At 36.3% G+C, this 17,190-nt stretch carries 13 protein-coding genes; 1 reads left to right on the top strand and 12 read right to left on the bottom strand.

The genetic code is table 11. The annotated features are described in order from the left end of the window. Positions 1-7 precede the first annotated feature (7 nt). The 10 genes from AC6I2O_RS18340 to AC6I2O_RS18295 all read right to left on the bottom strand — a co-directional run bounded on the left by AC6I2O_RS18340 (position 8) and on the right by AC6I2O_RS18295 (position 13,579). A complete protein-coding gene (locus tag AC6I2O_RS18340; RefSeq protein ID WP_497743431.1) occupies positions 8-1,324 on the bottom strand; it encodes a UDP-glucose dehydrogenase family protein in 1,317 nt (438 codons plus the stop codon). A 17-nt stretch (positions 1,325-1,341) separates the two neighbouring features. Further along, positions 1,342-2,484, bottom strand: coding sequence for a hypothetical protein (locus AC6I2O_RS18335; protein ID WP_120391597.1), 1,143 nt, complete (start codon positions 2,482-2,484; stop codon positions 1,342-1,344). A 10-nt stretch (positions 2,485-2,494) separates the two neighbouring features. Further along, positions 2,495-3,904 (bottom strand): MBOAT family O-acyltransferase, encoded by a 1,410-nt coding sequence (locus AC6I2O_RS18330; RefSeq protein WP_120391596.1) that lies wholly within the window; start codon positions 3,902-3,904, stop codon positions 2,495-2,497. A 135-nt stretch (positions 3,905-4,039) separates the two neighbouring features. Next, the gene (locus AC6I2O_RS18325) at positions 4,040-5,080 is read right to left on the bottom strand and encodes an acyltransferase family protein (protein WP_120391595.1); all 1,041 of its coding nucleotides are present in this window, start codon (positions 5,078-5,080) and stop codon (positions 4,040-4,042) included. 35 nt (positions 5,081-5,115) lie between these two features. Continuing rightward, positions 5,116-7,095, bottom strand: a complete 1,980-nt coding sequence (locus AC6I2O_RS18320) for a rhamnan synthesis F family protein (protein ID WP_497743430.1) — start codon at positions 7,093-7,095, stop codon at positions 5,116-5,118. Between the two features lie 74 nt (positions 7,096-7,169). Then, complete coding sequence (locus tag AC6I2O_RS18315; RefSeq protein WP_120391593.1) at positions 7,170-8,711, bottom strand: polysaccharide pyruvyl transferase family protein; 1,542 nt, start codon at positions 8,709-8,711, stop codon at positions 7,170-7,172. 8 nt (positions 8,712-8,719) lie between these two features. Then, positions 8,720-9,553: an NAD-dependent epimerase/dehydratase family protein gene (locus AC6I2O_RS18310; RefSeq protein ID WP_120391592.1), complete on the bottom strand. Its 834-nt coding sequence runs from the start codon at positions 9,551-9,553 to the stop codon at positions 8,720-8,722. An 11-nt stretch (positions 9,554-9,564) separates the two neighbouring features. Beyond that, complete coding sequence (locus AC6I2O_RS18305) at positions 9,565-10,830, bottom strand: ABC transporter ATP-binding protein (RefSeq protein WP_120391591.1); 1,266 nt, start codon at positions 10,828-10,830, stop codon at positions 9,565-9,567. After that, the gene (locus tag AC6I2O_RS18300; protein ID WP_497743429.1) at positions 10,830-11,558 is read right to left on the bottom strand and encodes an ABC transporter permease; all 729 of its coding nucleotides are present in this window, start codon (positions 11,556-11,558) and stop codon (positions 10,830-10,832) included. Before AC6I2O_RS18300 ends, AC6I2O_RS18305 begins: the two co-directional genes overlap by 1 nt. A gap of 86 nt (positions 11,559-11,644) precedes the next feature. Next, entirely contained in the window at positions 11,645-13,579 is a 1,935-nt protein-coding gene (locus AC6I2O_RS18295; RefSeq protein WP_120391589.1) for a rhamnan synthesis F family protein, read from the bottom strand. Between the two features lie 176 nt (positions 13,580-13,755). On the opposite strand from AC6I2O_RS18295, the gene AC6I2O_RS18290 reads away from it, so the two are divergent. Further along, a complete protein-coding gene (locus tag AC6I2O_RS18290) occupies positions 13,756-15,381 on the top strand; it encodes a glycosyltransferase family 2 protein (protein WP_120391588.1) in 1,626 nt (541 codons plus the stop codon). On the opposite strand, the gene AC6I2O_RS18285 is transcribed toward AC6I2O_RS18290, so the two are convergent. After that, entirely contained in the window at positions 15,378-16,343 is a 966-nt protein-coding gene (locus AC6I2O_RS18285; protein WP_120391587.1) for a glycosyltransferase, read from the bottom strand. The two genes, AC6I2O_RS18290 and AC6I2O_RS18285, sit on opposite strands and share 4 nt — an antisense overlap. Further along, on the bottom strand, positions 16,321-17,181 hold the full coding sequence (locus tag AC6I2O_RS18280; RefSeq protein ID WP_120391586.1) for a glycosyltransferase: 861 nt from the start codon (positions 17,179-17,181) through the stop codon (positions 16,321-16,323). Before AC6I2O_RS18280 ends, AC6I2O_RS18285 begins: the two co-directional genes overlap by 23 nt. Positions 17,182-17,190 lie beyond the last annotated feature (9 nt).

Below are 17,190 nucleotides of genomic sequence, written 5' to 3'. Positions count from 1 at the left end.
ATACTCCTTATGCCATTTCTATAATACAATTTCTGCCGATACTATCATATGTGATTCCGGCCATTTCTTCTGGCCTGAAACAATTTCTTCCATCCAATACAATCGGCTTTCTCATCCTTTTGAAATCCTCTGCGGTCAAATCGCAAATCTCGGGCCATTCTGTGAAAATAAAGCAAATATCGGCATTTCTCAATGTCTCTGCGATTGAAGTGCAGTAAGTAATGTTTTCTGACTGCTCTCCGTTTCTTCCAAAAGCAATTTTAAACTTTTCAATCCCCACAGGATCAAATGCTTTTACATATGCCCCGTCTTCCAGAAACAACGGGATATTAACAAGCGACGGAGCTTCCCGCATATCATCTGTATTGGGTTTAAATGTCAGTCCTAATACAGCCACAGTCAATCCATCCAGAGAATCATAATATTTCCGTGCCTTTTTATAGAGCCGAAGCTTCTGCTGTTCATTCACTTCTATCGCTGCTTTAATCGTCTTAATCTCATAGTCATGAAAATTTGCCAGCCAATGCAGCGCTTTTGTATCTTTGGGAAAGCAGGAGCCTCCGTACCCAATCCCCGCCTTCAGAAATTTATTCCCAATCCTCTGGTCAAATCCCATCCCGCTCGTCACTGCTTCAATATCTGCCCCAATCAATTCGCAAAGATTCGCAATCTCATTAATATATGAAATTTTTAACGCCAGGAAGTCATTAGAGGCATACTTTATCATCTCAGCTGACCGGCGGTTCGTAACAACTACCGGAGCATCAAATCCCTGATACACTTCCCGCATAATCTGCTCTGCTTCCGGACTCTCCACCCCGATTACAATCCTTGATGCATGTAAAGTATCCCGAACTGCCGTACCCTGTGCCAAAAATTCCGGATTAGATACAACCGAAAACTCCACATCAAAACATTTATTCTCATTCAACAGTTCCTCAATCCGATCATTCGTCCCTATTGGAACCGTAGATTTTACCACTACCACACTCGACTTCTGGGCCGTCCGTGCAATCTGCCTTACCACTTCATATACATATTTCAGATTCGCAGATCCGTCCTTCTTTTCCGGCGTCCCAACACCAATAAAAATAACGTCCGCATCTTTATATGCCGACGCATAATCTGTTGTAAATATTAACCGTTCCATATTCCGCTGCATCAGCTCGTCCAGCCCGGGCTCATAAATCGGGCTGATTCCGCTGCGCATCATTTCAATTTTCTGCAAGTCTACGTCAACACACGTAACTGTATGCCCATGCTCCGCAAGGCATACACCCGTTACAAGGCCGACGTAGCCGGTGCCTGCAATTGTGATTTTCATACTCAGTACAGTTCCTTTCAAATAGCAAACTTTACATTATTGAAATACTCTACGTGACAAATTATTATTGCATCATAATCATCATCTAATAAACAGTTAATAGCATCTTCACTTCCGTTTATATAACGAGGATCAAATACAGTCAAGCGTGATGTATTCAAGGCAAGAAAAGTATTTGCTCTCATAAACATCGAATCTGCCACTACCAATAGTTTGGGAGCATTAGGATATTTCAAATTTTCATAAGTATAATATAACTTAGACCATTGTCCGTAATTAAGCACCCAATACGAACCTTCATCTGTATATTGATTTGTCATAACATTGATAAAATCACCTTGTCTTATATTACCATCCGGTAATGTAAGTTTCATATTAGTTTCGTATTGTGGCACAAAAGTTTGAAAATTATCAAGTTCAATATACTTTTTACCCGTAGAACCACAAAAATTTCCACAAAAATCATGATCCTGCCAATCATACATATTAAAATCGTAAACAATATCACTGTTTGGAAAAGAAATAAAATATTTTTCTGTTAGATATTCGGTCAAGTATTTGGCCATTAAAAATTCAGCTTTTGAAGTTAAATGGATATCCGTGTGAAAGAAAAAGTCTTTTTGAGATATAATCCCTGCATCAACAAGCCTTTTTTGGACATTAAACTCATCAACACCAAAACTTATAATTTTGTCCTCAATTTCTCTATTTCTTTTACAACTATACTCAAGTTTATCAGCAGCCAAAAAGCTCTGACCCCTATCTGGAAGATTTACATCAATACAAGGTATATTTCGTTCATTTAATAAAGCTAACAAATTCTTTACACTTTCTATATAGTTACTCTGATCTGCTGGTTGAGTGCCCAAAATATGCTGCATAACTCCCATTTCATCTTTTACATATTCATATTCTCCGATTATATTTTCTCCCAATGCTTTTTTGGTCACACCGTAAAGGTCAATAAATTTGTCGCGGAATTTAAAACTTTCCTTTAAAGCGGAAGAAATATTTTCTTTAGCCTTAACATCGGTATTACCCTGTAATTTCCAAATAACAGTTTGCGCTATATTGGCATAATTTCCCCAATTCATACCAATAAGCAGTACGAAAACCACGCCAATAACGATAAATGATATCATATCTGAATGTTTTTTCATAAAACTAACCTCAAAAATTATTATATAAAAATGGGTTATATGTGCCGATTTGCATATAAGCAATACATATTAACAAAAGTCCGACATAAATCGCCGTCATTAGCACGTTGTTTACAAAATTATATAATTCCTTTTTCTTTCTCACCAATTCCTGAGTTTTTTTCGCAACAGGAAAACAGAAAAAAATACCAATTATAAATATATTCATAGTGCTTTTTAAAGTAAACAATGAATAGGAATCAGAAAAACTTGTTGTGCCAATGCCTATCAAATTTCCCCAATATTTAACTCCACTTAGTAAATTGTCTGCTCTGAACAAAACCCATCCCATGGCAACTACACTTATCACATACAGATGTTTAAATACAGAGGGTATTTTAAGCTCAATTTTGCTACGTTTATATGCCATTTCTATTAGCCGGAACAAACCATGCCAAAGTCCCCAAACAATGAAAGACCATGCTGCGCCATGCCAAAGCCCAGTCAGAAAAAAAACAATGAAAATATTGACATATACGTTTCCTTTACGGCTACCGCCAAGAGGAAAATAAACATAATTTTTGAAAAAATCTCCCAAAGTTATATGCCAACGTCTCCAGAAATCGGTGATGCTTTTTGCTATATAAGGATAATTAAAGTTTTCGGGTGTTTCAAAAGCAAACATTTTACTAAGCCCTATTGCCATATCTGTATAACCAGAAAAATCAAAATACAACTGTAGGCAATAACCAATCATTCCATACCATGCAGCAACAACAGTACGCTCATCCGCCGACATTAAAAATACAGGAGCAACAATTGCACTCAAAGTATCAGCAATAATCAATTTTTTTGCCAAACCAATAATAAATCGCTTTATTCCACATGTAAATGTATTCAGCTCCCAGTGGCGATTATTCATTTGAGATAAAAAAACATTTGATTTTGTAATCGGTCCCATAGAAACCTGTGGAAAAAAAGATATATACAAGGCGACATTTATGGGATTTTTCTGCATCCTGGTTGTTCCCCAATACACATCCAAAATGTAGGAAATGGATCGAAAGGTGAAGAACGAAATTCCAAGAGGTAAAGCTATCTCTTTTAATGTAAGTCCCGCGTCAAACACATTGTTGATAATCTCCGTACTGAACATCAAATATTTGTAATAAAATAACAGTCCAATATTTCCGGCAAGTACCGGTATCAATACCATGCGCCTAGAATATTTAAAATTATCCACGCCTAACAAAAGCCCGGCAAAATAGTTAAACAATATTATCACCAAAAATACCACAATAAATTTTGGCTCACCCCAGGCATAAAATACCAGCGATGCTATTAATAAAAAAGCATTTTTTAGTTTGGGATGGATTAGATAGTAACCTAAAATTATTAAAGGAAAAAACAAAAATAAAAATACTGGGGTTGAGAATGACATTGAACGTACTCCTTAATTTTATTGTCGTCAAGCATACGTTATGCAGAACATAGGATAAATACTCAGAAAATTTTTTATACAATACTTTTAAATCAAGGGCTTGAACAAACTTCAAATACACAAGTCTTTTTCTGTTCACGATTTATCCCCCTTAATTTTCCAGGAAAGTTTGATCCTCCTGCAAACATATTCATTACTTAGATACAATAGTCTTGCAAAAACTCCGATAACACAGCAAATCAAAAGAAACAATATCCAGCTTTCCAGCACAGTAATATTATTTAAATCAAATTTCCCCATAAAATATGCAATAATATAATGATGAACCAGAAAGATCGAATAAGAATATTTACAAAGCGTCCTGCATATTGAAACAATAATATAGCTTTCCTTAACATGCCTACTAATATATACCAGCAAAAGGAAAAAGCTGATCCCTACATAAGTCGTCTGGATATCCTGGGAATATGCTGGTGCTATAACTACATTTGCGAGCAACACAAACATTGATATTACGGCAGCTTTCCAGTTAACTTTATCAATGTATCTCTGAAAATACATTCCAAAGGCAAGCTCCGGCAACCGTACAAACAAAAACATATTTTGTGGGAAGTCCAAATCATAATACAATATTGAAGTCCCATATAAGACTAGTATTATGGTCCCGGTTATTTGGGGATATTTCATAATGCCCCACCGCAATGCCGGAAATATCATATAAAACATAATAATAAATCCTAAAAACCACTCTCCTAACACATAAAATGTCGAGATATGGGCATTGCTTAAATAGCCGTCTATTCCTATAACAGAAAAGAATAAATTTCTCAAGGGTGCTGCATGAACCATTCCCTTATAGCAATAAAACTGATGCAAAAATGCAACCAGATAAGCAATCCAAAACATGGGATAAAGAGACCAGAACCTTTTTTGGTAAAAATTCCAAATTCTGATTTTTTCTCCATACGTATACATCAATGCATAACCTGATATAATTAAAAACAATGAAACTCCAAGACCGCCGATGTATATATTAAATGTTGTTATGCCAAGAATCATTTTTTTATAAGCAATTTCTGTACCCAACCATAGATATCTTGCATTATAATGTGTCAAAATTATTAATATAACTGCAATTGCTCTGACAAAATCAGGCGCAAAAATTCTTTTTTTCATATTTAACCTTTCATAATAAAGAGTATCTTATTTACTTATTTTTTTCCTCTGATTTTATCAATCATACGGTTTATTTTGGAAACAGTTTTCCAACTATAAGAATTTACAATATTTTGATAACTTTCTTTTACTTCAGCCAATTCTCTACACAACTCCGCTGTCCGTTTCCATTCTTCACACACATAGTCATGGGCTTCTTCATATAATTCAAGCTGCTTATAAATAGACTCATTTTCTTCTCTCGTCAAAATTCTTCTTAAACTTTCAACCATAACATGCTGATAATTTCCCATCCGATTGTCCAGAAAAACCTTATTATATTCTCGTACATAATACTCTAAATTGTTTATCTCTATCCTGGCATACGTATCTACCATCACTCTCGCCGGATAATATCCTGCCTGCTGTGCAGCAAAAGGATATAAACGTTCTATTGCATGTAAAAGCGTTCCGTCAATACCATTAGGTTCTTTCGGGAACTCATCATACTGCCAGTCGTGATCATATAAGGGCTTCAACGCTGCTGGTCTAAACCAAAAGAATGTTCCCAAAGGAGCAACAGGCTCTTTTCCTTGCTCCATAGGCACTAATATATTTAATTTATCCGCCAGTTCTTTTGTTTTTTCAAAGTTGACGCTCCATTCCAATCCCAACGTTGGAAAAAAATCACCATGATTGGGAACTGGCGGTGACATGATACCCAGACGAGGATTTTGGAAAAATGTATAGATAACATTATATACAAACTCTTTATTATGCAATGTATTTTCAAAACATTTATAAGCAAATCCCTCCCCCACTGAACCTGGATTCAGCTGAGCTGTCTTTTTGTCATGTACAAAACACACGACTTCATAGTTCATGATAACATCTTTTACACCAACGAGTACGCTGCTCACATCTCTGCCACGGTTTTCAATAATACGAACATCTACTTTATTACAGTTTAGTTCTACAAACTTCTGCTCAATAAGCTTTCTTTTTTGTTTTGTATTTGTTGTAATATAAACATCCGTGTTTTCTGGCATTGCCTGTGCATATTGAAATGAAGACTCTATTAAATCTTCAAAATACAGATGCATAACCAGTGCAACTTTTTTATCTTTTAATTTTTTGTCTACTTCTTGCACTGGTGCTAAATTACTTGACAGAACATACTGTAGCTGCATATTTTTTACAAAATCTGCCTGATGACAAGTTCTTAATATATTATTCCAAATCAAATTAACATCATACTTGTCTGTCTTCCTCAAATAATCCATCAATTCAACAGCTGATTGTCCTACTGTATTTCCCAGTACATATGTATATGGCTGGAAAAAAGTTCTTCTTTTAAAGATCGGGCACCTTTTCTTTTGGATCAGATCCTTTGGATAATTCATCAGCGGATATGTAGTAATCCCATTATAATCATCTGTATTTACATAAACATCCCACGTAAACCCTTCGTCTTCAAATTTTTTTGTGAATAAAGATTCAAACAAACCAATAGACTCATTATAGGAGTTGGTAACTGGCATATTGTCCCAAAATTGTTTGAATTTTTCACTTGAAGTCAGGCTTTTTCGAAATGCAATAAAGTGTGACTGAATATGTTCCGGAAGATATCCGTAAGGACTGTAGCCAAATGGATCAAAGCTCTCTTTTCCATATTTTGTGATTCCCCAAAAATCGACTCTTTTTCGATCCATAGCCTCAAACATCTCACTAAATGGATAAACAGGCCCCATAATTGTATGGTTAAATATAAGCACTTCATCATACTCTCGCAAAGCGCTCCATCCGATAAATTCTATGGCACATTTATATGCCCCTACATCCAGCCCCACATTCTCCCTTGTAATAACATCTGATGAAAATTTTCCGAATTTCCTTTTCCCTTCTTCATTCAACTGTCCATTACAAACTACAACCAGCTTTTTCAAAAAAGGGGCTATATTTCTTATCAGGAATGTAATATAATCATCCACAATTCCATCTTTATCGTAAAAAAAGAAAATCCCTAGCCTGTTCATTTTCCTCATTCTCCTTTGATCAAATCTCATATTAAATAATAAATAAAATATATTTGTTCTTAATAATTTATCAGCTAGCGTCCTATAAGACGCATAACAGCATCCCGAACTTCTCTCTCTTTTTGTATCATTTTTCCATATTCCTGCCAGCTTACCTGTGACTTTTGAAGCCTTTGTGTTTCTTTCTTAAACAATTCAAGTTCTTTTATCATCCCTTCTAAAGCCATATTAGATTTCTCAAGTTCTTTTGTCGTCCTTTCTAAAGCCATATTAGATTTCTCAAGTTCTTTTGTCGTCCCTTCTAAAGCCATATTAGATTTCTTAAGTTCTTCTGAACATTTACTCCACTCCTGAACGACTGTATCCAGTTGTTTCTGTGTCTTATTCCAATTAGCGATTATATCTTGAGTATTTTTAGCCTGTATCTGTTTTTCACTCGAAAACGCCGACAAAATGTCACTTATTGCCCTATATGCACTTTCTATCTGATGCTCCGAATCTGATATATTTGAAGAATTTAACATATTTTCGATTTTATCAAAATGTTTCTCTATATCTGCCTCTATTCCAGACAAATTCTCATTAAACGTAGGCGGTTCGCTTAATATACCTTCTATCGCATCCAATAACTTTTCCGCTGAATCAATGCAATACTGCCCCTTTTTCAAACTGTCAAACAAATCAATTGTTTTTCTGTTTTGTGTATAATTATATACTATGGCCTTTTTACCAAAACAGAATGCAGTAATTGCTCCATGATAACTAAAACCGATATATAAATCGCAGCCTGAAATAACACGAACAATATCCTCCAATTTTAATCTCTTATCCAACACAATGCACTTATAATTTAATGATGCATTTAACCTTTTTAGAATTTCATCATCATCATTGGTATAAGCTAGAGGCAACAAAATAAGTTTAAACCCTCTCTCCATAAGATTTTCCAAACACACTTTGAATATATCTCTGTCATTTTCAGGCATTAATTTACTTGTATGAATCACAACATATTTCTTCTGCGGTATGCTTATAGTAGTTTCTTTTACACACTCGTCTCTGCTATATACATCTTTCAGCAATAGTCCGGTATCTGGTATTACGCTTATACGTTTCACATCTATACCACATTTTACAAGGCTCATTTTTGACTGAATATTCCGGACTGCTAAATAATCAACACCTTCCAACAGCCATTTTGTAAAGGTACTATATCCTTTTTCAAAATCAAAAGGAATTCCTGGTGCATTCCATATTAGTTTTACATGATATTTTTTTACAAATAAACATGGTACAACCCATAAATCGAAAATAGGATAATCTACATATCTTCCTTCAAAAATATGCTGGTATAGACCGTAATGAATTAGTTCCCCTCCACCAACAATGACGGCATCAAAAGCATTTTCAATATGCATTTTGTCAATATTGTAAATCGAATAAACATGCCTTCCTTCTTCAAATGCCTGCTCACATGCAAAAACAGAAAACAATGTAATCTCACATTCCAAGCCACGCTTTTTCATCTGATTTTCAAATATATTGGGGAATAAATGATCACCATAATTAGCCAAATCAAACACACCTGTAAATGCAATCCGTATTTTTCTTCCCATATAATCAATCACCTATTTTCGTCTATAATCTGCTCTATTACCCTGCTATCACCGTATACGATTTTGGAATCATATGGTCTTTCAGGAAAAACTCCATATTGCAGCTTAATATCAAGGCCGTGTTCACTAATAAACTGTTCCACACGATCTGCAAGTGATACCGGTTTTCCCGTACAAACATTAATAATACCGGTATGTTTTGTCTGGGTACTAGACACTGCTATCATTTTTGCAAGAGTTTTTACATCTATAAAATCATACTTGGTTTGTCCGGTTGTGAATGGAAATTCCTTTTTTCCGTCCTCTGCTGCACTGAGGATTTTAGAAAAAATAGAACTATTTTTAGAATCATCTCCAAGGATATAATAAGCCCGGAGCCAAAAAATATTAACATCCTTATCTTTCGCGTAAAGCAATAAGGACTGCCTCAACGCATTTTTGGCAATACCATACTGAGACAGTGGATTACAGGGAGTATCTGCATCAATTTTACCCTCCCAAAAGCCTACTTCATGCATCGTTCCCATAACTGCAATGTTTTTACATCCTCCATTAATCATATTTTCCAAAAACAGATAATGGTTAGATAAGTTCTTCATATGCTCAGAGGAATTATGAATGAATCCGTCTTTCCATGCCATATGAATGCATACATCAGGTTTCCCTAACTGTTCATATATATCTTTGTCACCAGAAAAAATAGCAACATTACTGAATTCTGCACGTTCATCCACATCCTTATGCATAAAATCAACTGCTACTACCTGATGCCCCATATTCAATAACTCTTTAACTACATGTCTTCCGATATATCCTGCTGCTCCAGTCACTACTACCTTCATCTTCATTCCTCCTAATGTTGTTTTTCAATCCACTGATGTGTCATCTTAAACATTCCTGTTTCTTTTGTCTGGAAATATACCTGAAATATTGCCGCCTCATTATACATGTCTATTTCATTACCTTCCTTATCGGTTAAATGAATATCTATCATATATTGGCTTGGCAACAATTCAAGCTTTGGAAAGTAAAGCTTCAATATACCACTATGATCCAACTTGAAAAGCTTCTTTTCTTCTGAATACGAATCCGTACCATAGCAAAGCATATAGTCCATTCTAAGGATTCCTATATAAATACAAACTTCTGCCGGACAATTCACAACATACGATATATTGATATGCATGTCCTCTCCCGTAAGAAATACCTTTTTTTCTGTTCCTTTTGCATCTGTACAGTATACTTTATCAATCCAAACATCTCCGCTTCCTCTGCGTTCAAATCTTTTTCTTGCCTCTTCTAACACATCTATTCCTGATTCTGCGGCTGCTTCGCCTTCACATAATTCTTTCTTGTCTGGGGCTGCGCTTTCTGCGAAACTATAATCCCCCATAAATTCAAGATATTTTCTGTGTACATATCCTGGCAAACCGTCTTCCTCAATTTTTCCTCCGTTCAGCCAGATACATCTATCACAAATCGTTTCAATCTGTTCCATAGAATGTGATACTATAACAATAGTGGCACCTTCTTTTTTAATCTGCTGCAGTTTTTTCAAACATTTCGTCTGAAAATTCAAATCCCCGACTGCCAAAATCTCATCTATCAGCAACACATCCGCATTTACATTAATTGCCACTGAAAATGCAAGACGCATATACATACCTGAAGAATATGTTCTAACAGGGCTATCAATGTAATGCCCTAATTCAGAAAACTCTATAATTTCATCTACCCGCTCATCTATTTCCCTACGCGTCAATCCGAAAATAGATGCATTGATATAGATATTGTCTCTTCCTGACATATCCGGATGAAAACCTGCTCCCAGTTCCAAAAGACTTGAAACTCTGCCGGATATTTCAATAGTTCCTGAATCAGGATAAATAATTTTTGTAAGTAGCTTTAGCGTGGTACTTTTCCCGCATCCATTGTGTCCAATCAGGCCGATCGCTTCTCCTTTTCTTACGTCAAAGCTAATCCCCTTTAATATCGTTCGAACCTCATAGTCATTTCTCTCTTTAAATAAAATTTTTTCTTTCAGAGAATTGCCTTTATCCTTATATAAACGGAATGTTTTTTTTACTTCTTTTACCTCAATCGCATTTTCTTTCTGCATTATAACTCCTCCACAAACCTCTTTTTCAGATGAGCAAATGTATTATACCCAATCAAAAGCATAAGGCTACCTGCTACGAATCCAAGCAAAAGGTCGTTAACGTCAGGAACTTTCCTATAATACAAAATATCCCTGTAAGCAACAATCACCACAGCCATTGGATTCATCATATAGGCTGACCGAATTTCTTCTGGCACCATATCAACAGAATAAATTACCGGAGCAGCATACATTAAAGCCAGTGAAAGCACTGACAATATCTGCTGCATATCCCTAAAATATACAGTTATAGATGATGTCAGCAGGACAATTCCCTGACAAATAATATATTGGAGTAGCATAACCAGAGGCATCCAAAGCACAGCTTTCAAACTAATCCCAACTCCCGCAATAACGATTACGATAAAGACTACGATGAATGACAGAACCATATTTACAAACTGACTCGTTACATATGCAATAGGAAGCACTTCCCGCGGAAAATATATTTTTTTCACCATATCCTGCTGGTCAACCACTGACGTACAGGCACCTCCAAGACAGGTTGCAAAAAAGTTCCATGGGATCAATGCAACAAATAAATGAAGATAAAAATTATCAATATTCTTCATTGGCATAATAACAGTAAACACAAATGTATAAACGCAAAGTTGTAGTAATGGTTCTACAAAAGTCCATAAAAATCCAAGAATTGACTTTTTATATTTACCAACCAAATCTCTGCGCACAAGACTGAAGATCATCTCTCTGTACGCATACAATTCCCTAACTATCATCATATATCACTCCGATACTCTCGCCTTATTATATCACACTATTTCAAATCTCTAGGCCCCAATATTTTCCGTTTAACCCGCAAAAGCGCGGAATATGTTTTTTCGGACAGCAGTCGTTGCAATTTATTGTTAAGTTTCATATACCACGGCACAACACCCAGCTTTACCCTTTTGCCTTTTAACGTGGCCTTCAGGCGAATCAGGTCTTCTCTCTGTGAACCTGCAAGCAAGCAATTTTCAGCTAATGCATTATTATAATTTTTTATATATTGTCGGAGATTTGTAAACTCAATTTCCGCATATGGTGTAGCCATTACAAAGGCAGGGTAATATCCGGCCTGTTGCACTACATATGGACGAACCCTCTCTATCCCATGTGAAATTGTCCGATCCAACGGCAATGGTTCCTCTGGAAAGTCTTCGTACTTCCAAGGATATTCATGGAGAAGGCGCATTGCATTTGTACGAAACCAAAATATACTTCCCAAGGGTGCAACCGGTGCCTTATCCGGTGACATCGGAACCGTTATTTTTAATTTGTCCGCGACTGCTTTTGTCACTTCATAATTAAAACACCATTCTGCGCCTAATACCGAAAAATACACGCCATGGTTTGGCTCCGGCGGCGATAGTAGTCCAAGCCTTGGCTCACTGTCAAACTTCTCCAGTATCCGGTACACATAAGCTCTGTTATGCAGTACATTTTCTGAGCATTTATACGCAAAACTTTCTCCGACAGATCCAGGCGATACCTGGCCTGCTTTCTTGTCATGATAAAAGCATACTAATTCATAATTTGGAATAACATCTTTCAGCCCAATCATAAGCGCAGATACATCCCGCCCTCGATTGGGGACTACCCTCACTTCGAATTTTCCGCACGGAAACCCTTCAAATCGATTCATAATCTGCTGTTTCTTCTTTTCTGAATCGGTTGTAATATACAAATCAGCAAATTCGGGCATTGCTGAAGCATACTCAAAAGAACCATTCAGCAAATCAATAAAATATATATGCATAAACAACGCAATTTTCTTTTTCGAAAAACGCATACGCATACGAACTTCATCAACTGGATCACACGCAAGAATATAGTTCAAATGCAAATTTTTAGCCAAATCTTCCTGATGGCATGTCCGAAGCAAATTCTCCCATATCATGTCCACATCATATAATTGATATTCTTTCAGATAATGGTATAACGCTATTCCTTCTTGTCCAAGCGTCGCATCCAGCACGACATTGTAATCCTGAAAAAAGGAACGCCGTTTAAAGATCGGACATTTTCTATTTTTTATCAATTCTACCGGATAGGTCAAAACGGGATGCATCGCCTGCATTTCAAGATCATCCACATTCACATAAACATCCCATTTAAATCCTTCATCGGCAAACTTTTTAGTAAAAACAGCCTCAAAATTTGCAATCGAATCCGCATAAGACCTGATCTCCGGCATATGTTTCCAATAGCTTTGGAATTCCGCAGACTTCACAAGGCTTTGTCTGAATACCATATAATAGGACTGAATATGTTCCGGAATATACCCATACGATATTTTTCCAAAAATATCTTCTTTATACTTGAAATGTTTAGTAATACCCCAAAAATCCAAATCCTTCTGTGCCATTTCTTTGTACATCTCAATAAACGGATATACCGGCCCCATACTTGTATAGTTGGTAATTGTCACCTCATCATAAGTTTCAAGTTCCGCCCATCCGACATATTCAAAAGCATTTTTATAGGCCCAGACGTCCATTCCTTTGTTTTCACGTACAATAATATGATCTGTATATTTTTTGAAAACACAATGCCCCTCTTCTGACAGCCTGCCGTTACATACAATCACAATTTTGTCAAAACATTTTTTATAATCTTCCAGGAAATAATCAATATATCGATCCACTATTCCCTGTGCGTCATAAAAAAAATAGATACCAAGCCGATGCGGCTGTTTACTGGCTACTATCATGTATTATCTCCTCTTTACTAATTGACTGCTTTTGCTCCGAAATATTATAAAGATAAGCATTTCGTTTGTCAACTGGCCAGGTCCCATTCTTACCTTCCAACACAATTGAAAAAATCCGACTATTGTGTTAGTATAACATTATCAATGGTAAAACTCAATATCATAAGGAGAAATTTATGTCACTTATAGGATCTCTAAAATATATTAATTCTAGTAATATAAAAAATGCTTTGTTTCATTTTCGTACCTTTGGAATGCGTTCCGTGTTGCGTAAAACCATAGACTACTTTGAATATACCAAAAACTACAACATCTGGCATCTCAGACATATTATTCCTGCTGCAGAACTCCGAAAACAGGAAGAAGCTGATTTTGCATATCATCCCAGGATCAGTATTATTGTACCTGTCTATAAAACCCCGCCAATATTTCTTCGGCAAATGATTGAATCCGTTACTACCCAGACTTATAACAACTGGGAATTATGCATTGCAGACGGCACTGCAGATGATTCTATTTCTTATATCACTGATATGATTACAGAATATCAGAATATTTGGCCTAATATATTTTATACAAAATTATCTGAAAATTTAGGAATTTCCGGCAATACAAATGCAGCTCTTGAGCTTGCTTCCGGAGATTATATAGCTTTACTAGATCATGATGACATTCTGACTCCAGATGCCCTGTTTGAAATCGTAAAAGCATTAAACACCACCCCCTGTCCTGACGTGCTATACACCGATGAGGATAAGGTGGATACCAGTCTCCAAACTTATTATGACCCTTGCTTCAAGCCGGACTTCAACCTTGATTTGCTTCGATCCTGTAATTATATTACCCACTTTTACGTTGTTAAAAGAGAACTTGCAAATCAGTGTGGAGGATTTTCAGATGCCTGCAATGGTTCTCAGGACTATGATTTTATCCTAAAAACCTGCGATCTAGCCCGGCATATTATCCATATTCCCAAAGTTTTATATCATTGGCGTATTCATCCTGCATCGGTCGCTGGAAATCCCGAAAGTAAATCATACGCTTATGAATCTGCCCTGCAGGCACTCCAGAATCATTTAAATCGCAATAAAGAAAATGCACTTGCCAAAAGGGATATGCAATACGGTTATTACCATGTTTACTATTCTTTTTCCGGTAATCCGCATGTGTCTATTATACTCAAAGACTGTTCTTCAAATTTACGAGAGCAATTGCAAGAAATCACTACATACCGTGATTTTGATTTTGCAGATTCTCCGGAACATGCCACTGGTGAGTACCTCATTATTTTGTATCATGCAGAAAGAGTAGTGACTCCGAATTGGATTGAGCAGCTACTTGGTAACTGCTCCCGTTCTTCTGTCGGCATTGCTGCTGCCAAAATTTTATATAAGAAGAACCGAATACTTGAATCAGGACTTATTTTTACTCCTGATGGCCAGATTCATTCTCCGTTTTATAAATATTACGATACCGATACAGGATATTGTTTTCGGGCGCAAATTCAACAAAATTGCAGTCTCATCGGGCCTTATTGTTTTATGATAAAAAAAGATATCTACAATCGGTTTTATAAGCCAACGGATAAAACCAACTTTTCTCAGACTGTTTATAAATTATGTCATACATTAACCGAACACCAATTATCCATTGTGCTGCTTCCCTTTGTATCTGTTCTTTGTAATGTCCACCCAAAAACTCTTCCGATTCTGGAATGCTACAAGGGAAAATATGATCCCTTTTATAGTCCTAACTTTTCTCAAAATCAAATGTACCATTTACCCAAAAAACAGGGAAGCTAAAGCCTCCCTGTTAAAAACAATATTCTTACCATTATTTCTTCTGTAAGTCCTTGCCGAAACCATATAGGATAAAATGTTTTTCTGAGTGCCCATACCACAGAGTATTTTTTCTTTGAAAAAAGCCGCATTACCCGTTTGTTCTCATCATTTAACTGGCGTTCATAGATTTTTGAAAATTCATAGAGTTGCTCCCGGATTTCTCTAAAATAATCATTTATAAAAAACTTTTTAAACCGCCAAATCTGCAAGGCTAAAAAATTTTTCCCTCCCGGGCTAACAGACTCCGCCAGTCTGCGGTATTTTACAGATGAAAATTCCCTGTCATACAACACACGTCCAAACGCCGCACATATCATATATGTCCACCAGTCATGTCCGCAACTATGCTCTGGTATATTTTCTTCCATGTACATACGCGTATTATGATTGAACACGCTGTTGAATCCCAACGTGATACAATCCATCAAAGAATTACTAAACGACGGCCCTCTTTTATGAACAAGACCATGCTTTTGAAAATGCATTTCCTCATCATAAAAATCATAGGAACTGAAGTATAAAACCGGCTTATGCCCATCTATCGTGTCCTGATAATTTCTCCGGTCAAGTTCTAAGCAATCTACCGCCCTTTCCATCTTCTTAGGCACCCATATATCATCCTGATCACACCATGCATAGTAATCAGCCTTACCACACTCCTTCAACAGCTTAAAATAGCTATTAATATAACCAATATTTTCACCTTTAAAAAAAACTATTTTTCTATCTTTTGCGTATACATTTAAAATATCTGCGGTATCATCTGTCGATCCGTCATCTCTGACATAAATCCGGATACCGGGATAGGTCTGTCCAAGAATACTGTCAATTTGCTCCCTAATATATTTTTGGCCATTATAGGTAGACAATAATATCGCAACCTCTGGTTTTCGTTTTTGTTCATACCCGCATTCTAATTCCATCTTTCACTCCTCTGATAACTGCGCAAAGGCTTTTATATCTGTCTTTTTCAAATATAATCCTTTTTCCAACATAGCCGACCAAAAAGAAAAGTTGCCTGGATTTACAGATTACTTTACCATGCTTCTTCAAATAGTAAATCTGATTACGTACGGAATAATAAATCCGAATTGGCGGATAATTGAAAAGATAATACATTTTTCCCAAAAAGTGAAAATGACCGCTAATATTCCCATACTGCTGATGAACCTTTGTTCCTGCGACCTTCCATATTTGATAACCGTATGTTCGTAGTCTGGTACAATATTCGACATCAACAAAATCAATAAACATACGTTCATCAAATCCACCAATCGTCTTCCAGGCTCTGATACTTGTTAAAGATCCTGCTGTGATACAACTCTCTACGCATTCACAGCCATCCTTTTCAGAACGTATGGAATGTTTATTCACGCTCCCAGAATTAGTCATGGAATCGTCTGTCGCGTCTGCACAGATAATTCCCACATCAGGCCGTTCCGTAAAAGCACTGAGTTTCTGCACCAAACCATTCTCACAGACAGAATCGTCATCCAGAGTCAAAAGCCAGGTATATCCGTTGTTTTCAGCCTCTTTCATCAATTGATTCAATGCAACTGCTACCCCTTTGTTTATCTCGTTTCTTAAGAGCCTGCAAACAGAATATTCCTGAAGAAGCTGCTGAATTCCATGTATATTTTCAGAACCATTATCAATCAAAAAAATTTTTAAAACCTGTCCACTGACAGCCTTAAGGTTTTGTTCCAGCCTTTCAAGATTCGGATTAAACAATACAATCCCAGCTGCTATATCTTCGCGCATAATCACCTC

The organism is Blautia sp. St.27G3, from assembly GCF_059728505.1.
Note: the sequence above shows the minus strand (reverse complement) of the source record. Positions and strands in the feature narration are given on the sequence as shown.

Bases quoted from the DNA above. Each gene is read 5' to 3' on its own strand.
- AC6I2O_RS18340 (WP_497743431.1), bottom strand. From the start codon at position 1,324: ATGAAAATCACAATTGCAGGCACCGGCTACGTCGGCCTTGTAACGGGT.
- AC6I2O_RS18335 (WP_120391597.1), bottom strand. From the start codon at position 2,484: ATGAAAAAACATTCAGATATGATATCATTTATCGTTATTGGCGTGGTT.
- AC6I2O_RS18330 (WP_120391596.1), bottom strand. From the start codon at position 3,904: ATGTCATTCTCAACCCCAGTATTTTTATTTTTGTTTTTTCCTTTAATA.
- AC6I2O_RS18325 (WP_120391595.1), bottom strand. From the start codon at position 5,080: ATGAAAAAAAGAATTTTTGCGCCTGATTTTGTCAGAGCAATTGCAGTT.
- AC6I2O_RS18320 (WP_497743430.1), bottom strand. From the start codon at position 7,095: ATGAACAGGCTAGGGATTTTCTTTTTTTACGATAAAGATGGAATTGTG.
- AC6I2O_RS18315 (WP_120391593.1), bottom strand. From the start codon at position 8,711: ATGGGAAGAAAAATACGGATTGCATTTACAGGTGTGTTTGATTTGGCT.
- AC6I2O_RS18310 (WP_120391592.1), bottom strand. From the start codon at position 9,553: ATGAAGGTAGTAGTGACTGGAGCAGCAGGATATATCGGAAGACATGTA.
- AC6I2O_RS18305 (WP_120391591.1), bottom strand. From the start codon at position 10,830: ATGCAGAAAGAAAATGCGATTGAGGTAAAAGAAGTAAAAAAAACATTC.
- AC6I2O_RS18295 (WP_120391589.1), bottom strand. From the start codon at position 13,579: ATGATAGTAGCCAGTAAACAGCCGCATCGGCTTGGTATCTATTTTTTT.
- AC6I2O_RS18290 (WP_120391588.1), top strand. From the start codon at position 13,756: ATGTCACTTATAGGATCTCTAAAATATATTAATTCTAGTAATATAAAA.
- AC6I2O_RS18285 (WP_120391587.1), bottom strand. From the start codon at position 16,343: ATGGAATTAGAATGCGGGTATGAACAAAAACGAAAACCAGAGGTTGCG.
- AC6I2O_RS18280 (WP_120391586.1), bottom strand. From the start codon at position 17,181: ATGCGCGAAGATATAGCAGCTGGGATTGTATTGTTTAATCCGAATCTT.